Here is a 16,405-nt window from a genome sequence, read left to right as displayed (position 1 = left end):
CAATTGCTGCGAGTAAGACTTCAATCATTGTACGGTTATTTAAAGCGTTGACTCAACATATGGGTAAGATCCTTGGAGAGTATGCCCAGAATATTGATGACTCTGGCATATTCCATCCGTGTCGGGCCCAGAATGCCAATCGTGCCAAGAGCTTCCCCATCTATAGCATAGGTAGCCGTAATGAGGCTACAATTGGAAAAGGCCTCGTGATGATTCTCCGTGCCAATTCGCACCTGAATGTCTGGAGCACCCATGACAGGGGTCATCATTTTCAGGAGCGTAGGAGTCTCCTCCAGTAAGTCCAGAATATCCTTCACCTTGTCTACATCCCTGAACTCAGGCTGGGTCAGCATATTCGTGGCACCGCTCAGATACAGACGCTGATCACTCTCGTTCTCAAGTGTCTTATCCAGCACATCAATAACGTTCTCAATCTGGGAGATATGACGCTCCATCTCCTGACCGAGCACCGTGTGCATTCGTGTCTTCAACTGGTAGATGGGGGCACCCGCCAGCTTAGCGTTCAGCATGTTGACGATATTTTGCATATCCGAGAAGGACACACCCTCCGGTATCGAGATCGTCTTATTCTCCACTTGACCAGTGTTAGTCACGATAATGGCCACCGCTGAATCCTCATTGAGGGGCAACAGCTGAAAATGACGCAACGAAGTATGAAAAACCTCCGGTCCCAGCAGGATGGAAGTGTAGTTCGTCATATGCGACAGAACATTGGATGCATGCTGGATAACCTGCTCCATAGCATTTAGTTTTTGTGCATAAAAAGCCTTCAGCTCTCTCATCTCTGCAGATGCAAGCTTGCTGAGCGGCACCAGATGATCCACATAATAGCGATATCCCTTATGTGAAGGAATCCGTCCGGCAGAGGTGTGGGGCTGTTCCAGATAGCCCTGCTCTTCCAGGTCCGACATCTCGTTGCGGATGGTTGCCGGGCTGAAGCCGACATCTTCTCTCTTGGATATGCTGCGGGACCCCACCGGCTCAGCCGAACGAATATAGTCGTCAACTATAGCATTTAGTATTAACCTTTGACGCTCGGTCAACATGCGAGTTCCTCCCTTGCTGTCCAAATGATGTAATGTATTTTCTTCAAACCAAATACAATATCTGCATCCACAATCATCCATAATCATTAGCACTCACTCAAGATGAGTGCTAAGCGATAATACAAAAATACCAAACCGACCTGATTGTTGTCAAGTCAGTTCAGTACTTTGAGTACAGCTATTTCATCACAAGCATGCTGCTTGCTGCAATGGATGCAATCGGTCCACACTTTTTCAGGAAAGATATCCTTCGTCACTACCGAGAACCCGTTCTTAATGAAGAAAGACACCTCGTAGGTCAGAGCCATAATCTTGGGAATCCCCTGCTTCTTCGCCTCGACGATAAGCTGATCCACGATCTTGGAGCCAATCCCCATTCCCTTATGGCCTTCGGATATACCAAGCGAGCGAATTTCCACCAGATCTGTGCCCAGTCGGCAAAGAGACCCACAGCCAACCACTTCGCCATCAACCTCGGCCACCACGAAGTGTTCAAGTTGACGATGCAGTACCTCCCGTGATCGCGGAAGCATAATTCCCCGCTCTGCATATCCGCTAATCATTTCATATAAAGGTTCCACATCCTCGGGAACCGCACTCCGACATATGACCTGCTTGCACACCGATGACATCCGCTCTCCTCCTGACGCCTGCTGTAAGATATGAATAAATATACAACACGTCGTATAGAATTGCAAGCGAGGAATTCAGATGTTTTTCGGCGTGGCAGTGGCATAACGTTCCTCATCACCAACTTTGTCGGTTGCCTTCTCTGAATCTTCATTCGGCATAATCATTAGGAATATTAATATAATCTGTTTAATTATACGCTCTGCGTCTTGGAGGCAGCACCGATGAATTCAGCAAATACATCATTGCCAAAAAGGATGCCCTGTGCGCTCAGGCGGTATCCGTCTGTAATCGGCTCCAGAAGACCTCTTTGCAGCATTTTCTGGAGGGAAGCAGAGAACACCTCATCCATGGATTGTCCAAATTGCTGCTGAAAACGACTTATTGAAGCTCCTTCATGCATCCTCAGACCCACCATCATGAAATCCTCCATAGCCTCTTCCATATCAATATCGACGCTATCCAGTCGTGGCAGACGCTGCATTGCAGCTTCATTATAGGCATTAACTCCCTTAATGTTAATATGACGCAGGCCTGCCGCATAACCATGCGCACCAGCTCCCAGACCATAGTATGGCTCGTTGCGCCAATATGTCATGTTATGTCTGCTCTCATAGCCTGGCTTGGCAAAATTACTGATCTCATACTGCATATATCCGGCTGCCTTCATCCGATCCATAAGCAGCTGATACATCTGGAGCTCGTCATCCTCATGCGGGAGCGGCAGCTGGTTCTTCTGAAAGAGTGTATGGAAGAGGGTATTCTCTTCCACCTTGAGGCTGTAGATCGAATAATGTGGCAGGCCCAGCTCAAGAGCCTTGGTCACACTTTCGTCCAGCATATCCACCGTCTGATTCGGCAGGCCGAACATGAGATCAATGGACAGATTGTTCAAACCGACCTTCTGGGCATTCTCAAGACTGCGGTAGACATCATCCGTATTATGAATACGTCCTATACCTGATAACAGCTGATTCTGGAATGCCTGCACCCCAAAGCTGACACGGTTCACACCGCCTTCCTTCATGACTGCGAGCTTCTCTAAGTCAGTCGTACCCGGGTTGGCCTCCATAGAGAATTCAATATCCTCGGCCCAATTCGGGAAATAAGTCCGCACCGATTTCAAGAAATAATCCATCTCGGCAGGTGTAAGCACCGTCGGTGTGCCGCCGCCTACGAAGATGGTCTTGATGGTCCCTGGTGGGTGCAGTTGTACGGTCTGCTCCATTTCGCGCTCCAGCGCTCGCAGATAATCCATGACAGGCTGGTCCTTCAGGACGTAGGAATTGAAATCACAGTAAAAACATTTATTCGTACAAAAAGGGATATGAATATACACGGCCTGCGGCGCAGACGCATGCTGTCCCTGTTCCAAAGCTGACATATTGTTCACTCCTGCTGAACCAGACTCCGCCAATCAAGAATCGGCCCGTATATTTGGAAAGGGAAAGCCTGAAGGCTTTCCCTTGGTATATTGGCTACTCATCAATTTTCAGTACGGCCATGAAGGCTTCCTGAGGCACCTCTACATTACCGACCTGCTTCATCCGCTTCTTGCCTTCCTTCTGCTTCTCGAGCAGCTTACGCTTACGGGAGATGTCACCACCGTAGCACTTGGCAAGCACGTTCTTCCGCATTGCCTTAACCGTCTCCCGGGCAACAACCTTCGTACCCACAGAAGCCTGAATCGGCACTTCGAACATCTGACGTGGAATGAGCTCACGCAGCTTCTCACAAATAATGCGGCCACGATGATATGCACGTTCACGGTGCACAATGAAGGACAGCGCATCCACTTGCTCCCCATTCAGGAGGATGTCCATCTTGACCAGATTGGACTGACGATAGCCTGATAGCTCATAGTCAAAGGAAGCATACCCCTTCGTGCTGGATTTCAGCTGATCAAAGAAATCGTAGACGATCTCGGATAGTGGAATCTCGTATGTGATCGTAACACGAGTCGTATCCAGGTACTCCATGTTCACATACTCACCACGCTTGGACTGACACAGCTCCATAACTGTTCCAACATAATCGTTAGGAACGATAATTCCCGCCTTTACGTACGGCTCCTCAACATAATCAATACGCCCAACCTCTGGATAGTTCGAAGGGTTATCAATCTGGATCATCGAGCCGTCCGTCAATTGAATTCGATAGATAACGCTCGGTGCCGTCGTAATAAGAGGAATATTGAATTCCCGTTCGATCCGCTCCTGAATGACATCCATATGCAGGAGGCCAAGGAAGCCACAGCGGAAGCCGAAGCCCAGGGCGCTGGAGGTCTCTGGCTCGAAGCTCAGGGAAGCATCATTCAACTGCAGCTTCTCCAGCGCTTCACGCAGATCATTGTAGTCTGAGGTCTCGATTGGATACAATCCGCAATACACCATTGGATTGATCTTACGGTAGCCTGGCATCGGCTCGATAGCCGGATTCTTGGCATCGGTGACCGTATCCCCGACACGCGTATCACCGACATGCTTGATTCCAGCTACGATGAAGCCAACATCACCGACATTCAGCTCGTCCACAATGCTCATACGCGGCTTGAAGGCACCGACCTCGATAACTTCAAAGGTCTTGTCCGTTGCCATCATTTTGATCTTGGAGCCTGCTTTAATCTTCCCATCAACTACTCGCACATACACAATTACACCCTTGTACGGGTCATAGTGTGAGTCAAAGATCAGCGCCTTCAGTGGCGCATCAGGATTCCCTTGTGGAGCAGGTATTGCCTTTACGACTTGCTCCAAAATCTCCTTGATCCCGATCCCTGCCTTAGCAGATGCCAGAACAGCCTCGCTCGTATCCAGGCCAATAACGTCCTCAACCTCTTGCTTCACCCGGTCAGGGTCCGCACTAGGAAGGTCAATCTTGTTAATGACCGGCAGAATCTCCAGATCATTATCCAACGCCAGATACACATTTGCGAGCGTCTGAGCTTCGATTCCCTGAGCCGCATCCACTACGAGCAGAGCGCCCTCACAAGCCGCAAGGCTACGGGATACCTCATACGTAAAATCGACGTGTCCTGGTGTATCTATCAGATTCAGGATATATTCCTCTCCGTTATCTGCCTTATAAGTTAGACGTACCGCCTGCAGCTTGATTGTGATGCCGCGTTCGCGCTCCAGATCCATCTGGTCGAGCACCTGTTCCTGCATTTCACGAGAGGTCAGAGCACCCGTATACTCAAGAATACGGTCCGCCAAGGTTGATTTTCCATGGTCTATATGTGCAATGATACAAAAGTTTCGTATTTTCTGCTGTCTTGCCAAAATGTCTGTCATGCCTTACCCCCACACCACCTAGTGTCAATCGCTTCATTATACCAGTTGAAGAGTAAGGCTTCAATATGAACAGTGGAAGCTTCTACTCCGTCACTCCTTCGAACATGGAGACGACCAGATGAATCCCTTTCTTGGATAGCTTTTGCAGGAGGCCTGCTGTTTTATCCGCCATGACGTCAACCGAGGCTTGCTTGCTCTTCGCGACAGGAACAAGTGGAACAAATTTCGCTTCTGTCAGGCTCGCATCAACTACCGTCTGCTTGATCGGCACCTGTGGTTGCACTGTCGACGATTGCTCCGTGGGCTGCGAGATCGGCTGCGATGGCACCTGTGCTACTTCCGTTGCGATCGGAGCTGTCTGGGTCATTACCGTCTGACTCATGGTACCTTGTTCCCGGGCGGACTCTGACTGATCCCATGTAGGTCCATATACCGTGCGCAGCCCCGATCCAGCCAATTGCATCCCTAACAGCATACCCATGCCAACCAGACAGGTAAATACGATAGCCTTGGTTCTGAAGCGAGCCATGATTATTTCCTCCCAACATAACTTTGCTTGTTTGTGAACAACCTCATTTGACATAGTGTAAATATGCTGATGAATTCCAGCTTATGATTTCAAGCTATGAGGTTAAGCCATGAACCTATTATTATCCGCTCTATTCCTATCTGCTCGTTAATGTTTGTCTGTTCCAGGCGCCTCTGGAAGAGGCGCGCTCGCTTTCACCGCGGCCTGATCCTCCCAATACACTTCTGCAATCGCATCGGCCAGCACCTCGGATGTGCGCTTTAGCTCTTCATCATTGTTATCAATGCCACCAACCTCCACCAGGATGCCATTGGGGGACAGGGATTGATTATATTCGCCGTTATTCCCTCCCCCTTTATCCTTGCCCCAGATTCCTCGTGACAGGCCCGGATACTTTTGTTCGAGCTTCGCATGTATACGATTGGCAAATGCTTCATTTTGCCGCCAGTTCTTGTTGTCATGACCGATGATAAAATAGAGCTTGGCATATCCCGTGCCATTAATCGTCGCAGTAGTCTTGGCATGGCGCTGTGAATCACGATGGATGTCAATCAGATAAGTAAGCTGCTTATTCATACTCATCGCTTCCTTCACGGTCTGGCGTGAGTATTTATAAGAATAATTCCAGTTGTAATCCTGGATTGTCGTCACATAGTCCTCCTGAGCATGGAACGTACCGACCCCTTGCTGCTCCAACCTTTTGGCTACATAATCCCCCACTCTGTTCACTGTGGCCTTAGGGGAGGCGGAGTTCGGATTCGTACTTGCTGAGCTAAGCAGTGGGTTGTACGCTTCTCGCGGATGAGAATGGTAGATTAGTACTTCTTTGGTTACAGGGCCCTTTGTCTTGCTAGAGTCAATAGATGAAGGGTTCTTGACTGGGCCTGATCCATCTGCCCCCTCCGTACCTCCGCCCGTGCCTTCTGAACCACCATCACCAGCACCAGCACCTGAGCCACCTCCATCAGGACCAGCAGCTTCACCATCCTCAGCATGTGACGAATCGACCAAGCCCGGATCTGGCTGATAATCCTCTGGTGCCTCCACCTGTAGATTCCCTGAGCCGGAGCGCAGCAGGACCGGATTACCTGAGGCCATTCCAGGAATCTCCCTGGCAATAAGGCTTTTGGGATCCTGTGGATTTACACCGGTCAGCAATTGAAATGCGAATGTACTTACTTGCTCTCCAGACAGGACGGATACCTTTTTATCTGCACTTAGATGGGGAATCTCCATACCTAGCATATCTGCAAAAAAATCAGAAGGAACTGACGACGCAAAGCCTTTCATAGACGAGACGGGAGAGGATTGAATGCGCTGCTCCACCAGTCCTCCGAGACCTAGCAGCACAAATAGCACAGCTGTACCAACCATTAGCGCAATCAGCGTCTGCCCCATACTCAAGATTCTCAGCCCTGTACTCTTCCATTTTGCAACGTTCCAGATTTGATATTTGCTCATCTCAGGGATGTCCTCCTTCTTCCCACTTAAGCTCTACCAGGGAATCTCTCATACTTCAACTCTATGAACGAATGGAAGATACTAGAACAAAACAGTAGAAAAAAAGACCACATTTCCTCCAGAGAGGAATGCGGTCCCTTGTGTCTTATCGTTCATCGAATACGTAAAGTAACAATCAACGGCTCAATGCGTATAAGCGGCAACATTACCAGGATCGACCGCTTCATGCAATGCGGCATTCAATCCCGTAGCTATAATATTGGATATGTCCTCAATGAACTTGTCCACTTCCTTAGGTGTCACGATCAGGTCATGCCCGAGCGGCTGCAAGACCTCCTTCACCAGCATGAGACGCTCCTGCTCGGAGATCTCGTCGAGCATACCTAGAATAGCTCGTTTCGTGTTAGCACCGAAATGAGACTTCATTAATTCAATGGAGTCATTCACGATGGTCGAAGCATAGCATACTGTTGGTACCCCAATCGCGATACATGGAATGCCCATGATGTCTTTCGTAATGCCTTTACGCTTATTTCCGATACCAGAACCGGGATGAATGCCAATATCCGCAATCTGAATGGTCGTGTTGATCCGTTCCAGGGAACGGGAAGCAAGCGCATCAATTGCAATCACCAGATCAGGACGAGTGCGCTCAACGATGCTTTGCACGATTTCACTGGATTCGATGCCTGTGATACCCAGCACCCCTGGTGCAATGGCACTCACTTCGCGGTATCCGGGGCTGATCTGATCAGGCACCAATTCGAAGTACTGCCGCGTAATCATGAGATTCTCAACTACAAGAGGCCCCAATGAATCCGGTGTGACATTCCAGTTACCGAGTCCAACCACCAATACTTTGGCCTTCGGTCCAATCCCTATCTTGGTCATGAATTGTTCCATCTCTCTAGCAAGCACCATAGATACCTGATCCTGAAGAGGTGTATCACCCTCCCGCAGTTTAGGGACCTCCAGCGTTACATAATGCCCCACGACCCGACCAATTTGACTAGCTCCTTCTTCATTCTCTACATCCAGCCTCGTAATTCGAATATCGTCTTCATTCTCCACCTGCTCCCAGACACCCGGTATAGACTGCTCACGGCCCTTGCCAGCCAGCTCTTTCGCTTCTATGGCCAAATCCGTCCGAACGGAGTATTTCTGCAAATCCAGCTCCATCATTATCCTCCTCTATACACATGTTCCTCTTATTGTGCTGGAGAGATGCCAACTTTATGCATCATTTATCAGACCACACATTAGACTACACATTAGACCGTACATTAGAACATACATTAGGTCGTCTTCTGCTCCCACCCATACGTTTCTTGTTTTGAATAGCAGACTTCCTTATAATCTGAGGTACTAGGTAGGATAGTGCCTTGATCGAAACGTCAATCTTAACAGCGGTTGATAGGGATCACCGCTTGCAACAGCTCCATACTCAGACTTAATACGATCAAGGTACAAGGACAAAGATCAATAAGAAGGTGAGTCTTGTTGAAGCGATTTGAGGATGAAGTGGGCTTTACATACAATTTCTATGTTATTCTCCGCCGGGGAGAGCAAGTGGATGTCAAATGCAGACAGTGTGATGGACATGCGTACATTCTGAGTAAGAACGGTCAATTGGAGTGGCGCTGCACACAGTGCTTCACCCGACAAATAGAGCAACCTTTATATCAGTATTATGCCAAGAAGGTCTGCACAAGCTGCGAGCGCTGGTTCAATGTACAAATAAAGGATGAGAAACGTACCCTGCACAAATCGGCTCATGTGCCCTGTCCCCATTGCGGATGGACTCAATTATGTGAGCTACACCGCAAGCCAGCGTATCAAGGATGTTACCCGGATATTCGAAATGGGCGCGATCCAGTCTTTCATCTGGAGTTATATTTTCTGGACTATGTGCGCGGCAAAGTCGTATGGGCCATGAATCGAGCTCATTTGAATTATCTAATCTCCTACGTGTCGGCAGATTTGCGGGTTAGGCGCTATGCTACACCTCTCAGAACTGCATCTCACACCATACCTGCTTATATGAAGCAAGCCAAGAATAGAGCTGATGTCGTTCGGACGTTGAAGAAGCTGCAATACAAATAAGCGCAACGACAGCAATAACAGGGGCCCAGAATTAGCAAAAGGCGTATTCATCCATTGAAATAATTTTTGCATAAATAACAGTTGAAAACTTCGCCCATATGCCGCATAATATATTTTTATCGCATAAGCCGTGAGGAAATACAGATTATTGGGTTGAAGTAACGTACTTATCCATGTTTTGTATTGCATTTTACATAGGCTCATGCTAAAATATTTTAAGTTGTGAAACGTTTGTGTTCATAGTAATGCCTTTACAGGAGGTGAATGGAATGCCGAACATTAAATCCGCTGTTAAACGCGTAAAAACGTCTGAAAAGCGTCGTGCGTTGAATGCTTCGCAAAAATCCGCGCTTCGTACTGCAGTTAAAGCTGCTGATACTGCGCTGGCTAGCAACGAAGTTGAAACTGCAGCTGCTGCTTTCAAAGCTGCTTCCACAAAGCTGGATAAAGCCGCTACTAAGGGCCTGATCCACAAAAACGCTGCAGCTCGCAAAAAATCCCGCTTGGCTAAAAAGTTGAACGCTCTGAAAGCTCAAGCGTAATGCGCTTCTTCATATGATGATGACAAAAATCCTGACCAGCCCGTGCTGGATCAGGATTTTTTGGTTGTTTCTATGCTTTTGCTGCAGAGGCTCGCTTGCACAGCACTCCTAAGCGGACTGACCCGCTCCTAGCTTCAGGAACAGAAGCTCAATCCCCAACACTTTATCAATCTGACCGCTCTTCATACGATAGTCCAACTCAGCCAGCTCATGAAGCATGCTGCTAAGCTGCTGCAAGCTAAAGCGCCGCGCCTGCTCTCCAGCGATCTTCACCGCATAGGGATGAAGGCTCAGCTGTCCAGCAATCTGCTGTTGCGAATAGTTCTGGCGCATAAGCTCCTTGACCTGGAGCATGATACGGAATTGCCTTGTAATCAGCGCTGCAATCTTGATGGGCTCCTCCCTCTGCTTCAGCAACTCATAGAAGATTGCGAGCGCATTCTGAATACGCAGATTGGCCAGCTCCTCCACCATGACGAACACATTTTGTTCCGTACTTCGTGGCACAAGCTCCTCAATATCAGAGCTGCTTACAGTCCCGCCCCGGCCGGCATACAGACAAAGCTTATCGATCTCAGCAGCCAATGTCTCAAGCCCAGTGCCTGCATAACGAATCAGCAGCTCCGCTGTACTTGTGTCCAGCATGACCTGCTGTTCTTGTGCCTTATGACTGATCCATTGCAGTAGATCATCACTACCAAGCGGAGAAAAGTGCAGTACTACACCCGCGCTCTTGAGCTGCTTCACAAGCTTCTTACGCTCATCCAGCTTGTCTGCATAGACCACAAAGACGATGACGCTATATTCCGCTGGCTGTTCAATGTAGCTCAGCAAAGTCTCAATCCGGTGCTCGATCTTGCTATTGTCCTTGGCAGCCGACAACAGATTGGAGTCACGCACGGTTATAAGCTTGCTCGGCACGAGAAACGGCGCCGTGTTCGCTTCCTCCACTACAGCCTCAATCGGCGTATCCGCCAGATCATATGATGCCACCGCGAACTCCTGGTGATCTGGCTCAATCATTTGCTCCTTCAGCGTATCAAGGAACTGCTTCATCTGATATTTCTCCGTACCATACAGCACATAGATCGGGGCAGTTTTTCCTTTGCGAATAGCCTGCATCGCTGATTTAACGTCCATTCCAACACCCCCACCGATTTATCCTACCAGATATCAGCTGTTGGGGAAAGAGCGCTCGCACAACAAGTCCCATATGTACAACGACTATTGGCGTAATTTCACAAAGAACTGACCGCTTTTGCTGCAGGATTCTTACAAATAATGAATGATTCAGCCCCGCTGAAAACTTATAAATTCTGTTATCTTCAAAAAAAAGGCCAGCCGGGAGCTTCGCCCCGTGCTAGCCAATACAGCATATTTGTAGCTCTTTCACCTAGATAATCATCGAGTCTTTGCGTAATTGTACCATTACTGACCTGCCGAACGAGGCACGGTATAGGTATATTTGCTGGTAATCCCGTCTTGCTCTGTCTCATAAGTGAAGGTCTTGCTATCGTCAGACCAGTTGCCTGATACCCATGTTCCGTTCAAGGTTCGGACCTCCATGGATACTTTGCCAGCGCCACTATTCGTCAGTTGATACACGGTAAGCTTCTTTCCTTCAACAACAACTGAATATTGCCCGTCTGGCGAATTCGTTGCTGCCCCTCCGCTGCTACTGGTAGTTGCTGAACCTGTATTGCCCTTGGTTGCCCCGGTATCACTAGAGCTAGGAGTACTGCCAGTATTACCAGCACTTCCAGAATTTCCAGTGTTGCTGGATGTATCCGTACTTCCGCTAGCTGGACTATCTCCTGTAATGGACATCATGAGTTCAGGATCCTCGTTAATTTGAATTTCCTGAATGAGCATGTCATTATGGCTGAATTCCTGCTGCTCAGAAGAAGCCATGTCTCCATTCAATTCTGGATTAGCTTTTGGTGCCTTATCCATAGGAGGTTCATCTGCATGGGTACTCTCTGCCGGCTGATCCACCTCTTGTGAGAGAAGTGAACGACTGTTGGCACTCGACTCTTGCTGGGAGGATGAAGCAGGGTCCTCTTTCTTAGAATCTGTGGAGTCAGAGGCCGCCGGCCTGCCACTCTCCTTGGAGCTTGGTTCTTCGCCTGTACGAGAAGACCTTTCGGCTGGAGAATTATCTCCTGCTGAGGACTGGGCTGGCTGGGATTTATCATCCGATGGCGGGGCTTCATTTTGTGCAGGCTGATCGCCATTTTCACGCTCCACAGCTTCGCCCGTTGAATCCTTGGCCTTCACGCCTTCATCTGCAGGTGACGTGGAATTTATATCGTCGGATACGGAGGGCTCCTGTGCAGATCCACTTCCGTTACTCGTCTCCGTCAATCCTTTGTCTTCCTGCTGCAATTGGCTTGACATAACGTCTGCATTTTGGAGTTCTTGAGGTTGGTAGGTCATCACGACGATTCCAAGTACAGCCGCTGCAGCGGCTACGCCGATCGTAACTCGTCCACCTGTGCGATTCCACCATGGAAGTGGTCTGCTACGTTTCATACCGCTTGGCTCCTGCTGAGCAGACATTGGTTTCATTTCCTGCAATGTACTACTCTGTTCCTTGCGAGCTTCGTCGATCGCATCCAGTTGAGGCATGATAGCATCGACCAGACTGAACTTGGGCGTGACGGCAGGCAGCTGCTCTAGCTCTTGGGACAACGCCTGCAGAATTTCGAACTTCTCTGCACAGTCATCACACTGGGCTACATGCTTCAACAGCTGTACCGTCTCATCTTCGCCCAGATCGTGATCAACATAACGCTGCATCCAGTCCATCACATCATCGCATTTCATCCTGATACACCACCTTTCTGATATTCTTGGAGCAGCCCCTGAAGCTGCTGTCTTGCACGGTACAAATAAGATTTAACGGTATTCAAAGGCAGATCAAGTGCATCGGCAATTTCGTTGTAAGAAAAATCCTGAAGATAACGGAGCACAACAACCGTACGATGATGCTCGGGCAGCAGGTTAATCGCTTCTCGAACATCCTGTGCCATATAGGTCGTTAGCACCTCAGCCTCCACGTTTTGCGAATCACTAAATACTAATTCATGCTCATCCATGGACACCGATGGCTTTGTGCGCCTGAATTTGTCAATACATATATTCGTCACTATGCGCTGCACCCACGTCTTGAACTGGGCTTTCTCTTCATAGGAGTTGATCTTGGAATAAATCCGGATCAGTGCCTCCTGAGCAGCGTCCATAGCATCATGCTCATTATTCAGGATATAATAGGCAGTTCGATATACATGCTGTTCTATTTCTCTTAAAAGGGTAACTAGTGCGTCGCGATCGCCAGATTGAGCAGCTCTGATGAGCTCCTGCTCTACCACAAGGGATCCCCCTCTCCTTGTTAATATTACAGACGGATTCAGATTTTAGATTGTTGCACCCGAACTCTGTATTTTTTTCATTTTGTTAAGAGTAATTATTGGAAATACCTTGGCTGCCGAGCTTCATTTTTTGGGTTCCCACATTGGCTATACCTGGGGTTCTACACATCAACAAGAGGCTTCTCTGAAAGAACATACTGTCGATTGCAGTCCAAAGAATTAGGCCCCAAGAACAGCCTGGATCAAATGAGTAGCAACCTTACAGGACCTATGTATGAAGGGACACATTTCAGGACCCATGAACTAATAGTAACATATGTCGAGAAGCTCAGTCAGTCTGAGCCGCACTCTATTATATTCCAGCTAGCTCAATATAAAATAGCATATTATCCGAAGTAAATGGCCCTACGGAAAGCTTATCTAAGAATAACAGAAAAAAGAAGACTAGTCACCTGTGACGAGCTTGAGCAGCATATGTCCGCCAACTGATTGCCAACTGATCCGCTACCTTTCCCTAATCGGGACATTTCTACTACAACTACTGTACAAGCTTATGGCGGTATTCCAGCAAGCCATCCTTGGCTCTGAACTGAACCTCCCCCATAAGATCCGTCCTGAAAATACGCGAACCATAGGCTTCGATTCGCTTCAGCACCTGCTCATTTGGATGTCCATATGCATTGTTGACCCCTGCTGATATGACAGCATTGCGAGGCTTCCAATAGGAAAGCCACTCCATACTTGTAGATGTCTTGCTTCCATGATGAGCAACTTTCAGTACATCAATCATTTTTGCTGGTATCATCGTATGCCCCTCCTTCTGCATCAGTGCTTCAACCATACTCTTCTCCACAGACGTTACCGTATCTCCGGTCAAGAGGAAGGAGACTCCCCCCATTTCAAGGTAGAATACTACGGATTCGGCATTCTGTTCTTTTCGGGTAGGTACCTCTTCCCCCCGCATGTCAGGGGCCAAGAATCGGAGATTCGTATGAGAATCTGGTTCCAAGGTAAGACCACTATAAGCTGAATATATAGGAATCTGTTTGGCAAGAGCCAATGTAATCAGTTGGTCAGGAGCTTTCCCCGTTAATGTTCCATTAAATATAAAAGCTTTAACGGGGATCTGCTCCAGCACTGCCCTCATCCCTCCAGCATGATCTTCATCACCATGAGTAACGATCACGGCTTCCAGTTGATGCACACCTCTTTGCTTTAACAGAGGTACGACCGTTTGCGCTCCAACTTCATAAGGCTTTTTCCTCTTTCTCCAGGCATTTTTACCCTGCGCAAAGTCCATCGTCCCACCCGCATCGACCAATATATGCTTGCCTGCTGGTGTCGTAATCAGAATACTATCTCCCTGCCCAACATCCAGAAATTGCACCAGACCCGCACCGCCATAAGTCGGTGTCTGATATCCCGTCACCAGCAAGATAATGAATGATAGCAATGTGAGTGTTAGACGGATATAAGCGCCTTTAGTCATTCGACTTCTGGCATAAGCAGCCGCAGGTGGACGCCATGTCACGGACCATTCCGGGACAGCCGCAAGCGGCAACGATGACATGGTATTAGCTGCCCCCGCATGTGTAGGCCGGCGGGAATGGAACAGAGAGCGAACCCATCCATATCGCTCATTGGATTGGGAGAGAGGAGCTGTCATATCTTGACTGTGCGAGTTCAATGATCTGCATGCATCGATCCATCTCATCATCTGACGCAGCAAAACATACAGGATTACAAAATAAGCACAAAGCCAGGGAAGAGAAACGGAAGGCCAGATGTTAACTGCTCCACCATAACCGTTCACCCATTCAATGATGACAAAGCTTAATTCATTCAACCTCTCGGCGGGCCAAACTACAACCACCGCGGCTGGTTGCCACACGAAGCCAAGTAAGAGTGCAGCAGCACCTAAAGGCATCACTATTGAAGTTATTACCGGCACCAAGGCAAAATTCGCAGCAAGTGACAACAGAGAGAATTGATTAAAGTAATAAATGGTTAACGGAAAGGAAACCAGTTGAGCGGTAATAGTCACCGAGGCAGCCCCTCCAATCCCCTCCTTCCAGCCATGAAACAACGGTCTTAGAATAGGGCCGTAGATGATTAATCCGGCGGTTACAAGAAATGAGAGCTGAAAGCTTACACTCAGTAGGAAATAGGGTTCCCATAGAAGCATGACGAGAGCAGCTGCACATAATATATTCAGACCATCCTTCAGAATGCCCTTCCTGGCTGCATATAGTCCAAGCATCGCCATTATGCCTGCTCGAACAACCGATGGTGATCCACCGGAAATCAGTACATAACCAGGGACAACCCATAGCATCAGCAATAAAGTATGCTCACGTGGAAGCCTGATCAATCTGCATAAGAAGGATAGTCCCGCTGTAAATACGGCAACATGCATACCAGAAATCGCTAGTACATGTGTCAATCCCAACTGAGTGAATTCATCATACACTCCGGCATCCATATCCTCTGTCACGCCAAGTACAAGGCTCTTCATATAGCCTGACTGAACAGGGCTTGTAAACACTGCGTCCATCTGTCCGCCCAGTTTATTTCTGAGGGCATCATTCCAGCGTAGCAGTGTATGTTGGTTCCAGCCTGATGGCGGTGTGACGCTCGCTGCATTAATTCCATTTGCTTTCACGATCCAGTGTATTCTCTGCGTATGTAAATACCTTCTATAATCGAATCCACCATAATTTCTAGCAGGAGAGGGTTGCTTCAAGGTCCCTTGCAAGCGAATCAAGTCTCCTCTTTGCCATTGGTTAGCAATGGACTGTTCCTCTACAACTGCCAATCTGATTTGTACCAGGACAAGTTCACCTAGAGCTTGTGGCTGAGTCTGGTTATCGGCCTGGATCTGGCTCATTTTCATCTGAAATTGCACCCGATCTCCATCAATCTTGAGCGCAGAGGCTATATTGCCTTCAATGACTACAGATTGATCTTCAACTACCAATTGAGCTTCAACTACAGATTCTCCCTGTTCAGTCGCAGAAATGGCAGACTCTAGTACCGTATGATGAAATATGGATGGTATCTGACTGGAATTGTGGCTGTCATTCCATTCCCAGTATAATCCGGCAATCGTCAGAGTCACCCATAGCAATAAGCCTCTTTGCACGGGGACACGCAAGATTAGTAGTACTGCAGCCAGTACTATCGACAATCCGATCCAGATCAGGAGCAACTCACGTCCAGAATACATACAAGCAATTGCATTGCCAGCAATCCAACTCACGGTCACGCATACCAAGAGTCTTCGTTGCATGGTACACCTCCCTTTCTTATGCTGACGATTTCTATGGAACAAAAAAAGGAACCTCCGGGCGACATATCGTCGCTCAGAGGTTCCTCCTCTAACATAAGTAGCAGTGTATTCTCGCATCCT

At 48.2% G+C, this 16,405-nt stretch carries 13 protein-coding genes; 2 read left to right on the top strand and 11 right to left on the bottom strand.

The genetic code is table 11. The features are described 5' to 3' along the window. Positions 1-35: 35 nt before the first annotated feature. The 7 genes from hrcA to gpr all read right to left on the bottom strand — a co-directional run bounded on the left by hrcA (position 36) and on the right by gpr (position 8,159). Entirely contained in the window at positions 36-1,067 is a 1,032-nt protein-coding gene (gene hrcA / locus K331_RS0100260) for a heat-inducible transcriptional repressor HrcA (RefSeq protein ID WP_018887951.1), read from the bottom strand. A gap of 155 nt (positions 1,068-1,222) precedes the next feature. Further along, positions 1,223-1,699: an N-acetyltransferase gene (locus K331_RS0100255; RefSeq protein ID WP_028588727.1), complete on the bottom strand. Its 477-nt coding sequence runs from the start codon at positions 1,697-1,699 to the stop codon at positions 1,223-1,225. A gap of 191 nt (positions 1,700-1,890) precedes the next feature. Beyond that, on the bottom strand, positions 1,891-3,081 hold the full coding sequence (hemW, locus tag K331_RS0100250) for a radical SAM family heme chaperone HemW (RefSeq protein ID WP_028588726.1): 1,191 nt from the start codon (positions 3,079-3,081) through the stop codon (positions 1,891-1,893). 94 nt (positions 3,082-3,175) lie between these two features. Beyond that, positions 3,176-4,990 (bottom strand): translation elongation factor 4, encoded by a 1,815-nt coding sequence (gene lepA, locus K331_RS0100245; protein WP_028588725.1) that lies wholly within the window; start codon positions 4,988-4,990, stop codon positions 3,176-3,178. A gap of 82 nt (positions 4,991-5,072) precedes the next feature. Next, entirely contained in the window at positions 5,073-5,519 is a 447-nt protein-coding gene (locus K331_RS0100240; RefSeq protein ID WP_036633815.1) for a hypothetical protein, read from the bottom strand. 147 nt (positions 5,520-5,666) lie between these two features. Beyond that, on the bottom strand, positions 5,667-6,980 hold the full coding sequence (locus K331_RS0100235; RefSeq protein ID WP_028588723.1) for a stage II sporulation protein P: 1,314 nt from the start codon (positions 6,978-6,980) through the stop codon (positions 5,667-5,669). 183 nt (positions 6,981-7,163) lie between these two features. After that, positions 7,164-8,159: a GPR endopeptidase gene (gene gpr, locus K331_RS0100230; protein ID WP_025680346.1), complete on the bottom strand. Its 996-nt coding sequence runs from the start codon at positions 8,157-8,159 to the stop codon at positions 7,164-7,166. Positions 8,160-8,477: 318 nt separating this feature from the next. On the opposite strand from gpr, the gene K331_RS0100225 reads away from it, so the two are divergent. Both K331_RS0100225 and rpsT read left to right on the top strand, forming a co-directional pair. After that, a complete protein-coding gene (locus K331_RS0100225) occupies positions 8,478-9,083 on the top strand; it encodes an FmdB family zinc ribbon protein (protein WP_226383513.1) in 606 nt (201 codons plus the stop codon). Positions 9,084-9,352: 269 nt separating this feature from the next. Next, the gene (gene rpsT, locus K331_RS0100220) at positions 9,353-9,625 is read left to right on the top strand and encodes a 30S ribosomal protein S20 (RefSeq protein WP_018887959.1); all 273 of its coding nucleotides are present in this window, start codon (positions 9,353-9,355) and stop codon (positions 9,623-9,625) included. Positions 9,626-9,733: 108 nt separating this feature from the next. Here rpsT and holA read toward each other — a convergent pair whose 3' ends face one another. The 4 genes from holA to K331_RS0100200 all read right to left on the bottom strand — a co-directional run bounded on the left by holA (position 9,734) and on the right by K331_RS0100200 (position 16,285). Next, a complete protein-coding gene (gene holA, locus K331_RS0100215; RefSeq protein WP_028588721.1) occupies positions 9,734-10,765 on the bottom strand; it encodes a DNA polymerase III subunit delta in 1,032 nt (343 codons plus the stop codon). A 288-nt stretch (positions 10,766-11,053) separates the two neighbouring features. Continuing rightward, a complete protein-coding gene (locus K331_RS0100210) occupies positions 11,054-12,451 on the bottom strand; it encodes a zf-HC2 domain-containing protein (protein ID WP_028588720.1) in 1,398 nt (465 codons plus the stop codon). Next, on the bottom strand, positions 12,448-12,996 hold the full coding sequence (locus tag K331_RS0100205) for an RNA polymerase sigma factor (RefSeq protein ID WP_018887962.1): 549 nt from the start codon (positions 12,994-12,996) through the stop codon (positions 12,448-12,450). The genes K331_RS0100210 and K331_RS0100205 overlap by 4 nt, the downstream gene beginning before the upstream one ends. A 538-nt stretch (positions 12,997-13,534) precedes the next feature. Continuing rightward, positions 13,535-16,285: a ComEC/Rec2 family competence protein gene (locus K331_RS0100200; protein WP_051289512.1), complete on the bottom strand. Its 2,751-nt coding sequence runs from the start codon at positions 16,283-16,285 to the stop codon at positions 13,535-13,537. Positions 16,286-16,405: the final 120 nt, after the last annotated feature.

This window comes from Paenibacillus massiliensis subsp. panacisoli DSM 21345, assembly GCF_000426545.1.
In the GTDB taxonomy this organism is placed as follows: domain Bacteria; phylum Bacillota; class Bacilli; order Paenibacillales; family Paenibacillaceae; genus Paenibacillus; species Paenibacillus panacisoli.
Note: the sequence above shows the minus strand (reverse complement) of the source record. Positions and strands in the feature narration are given on the sequence as shown.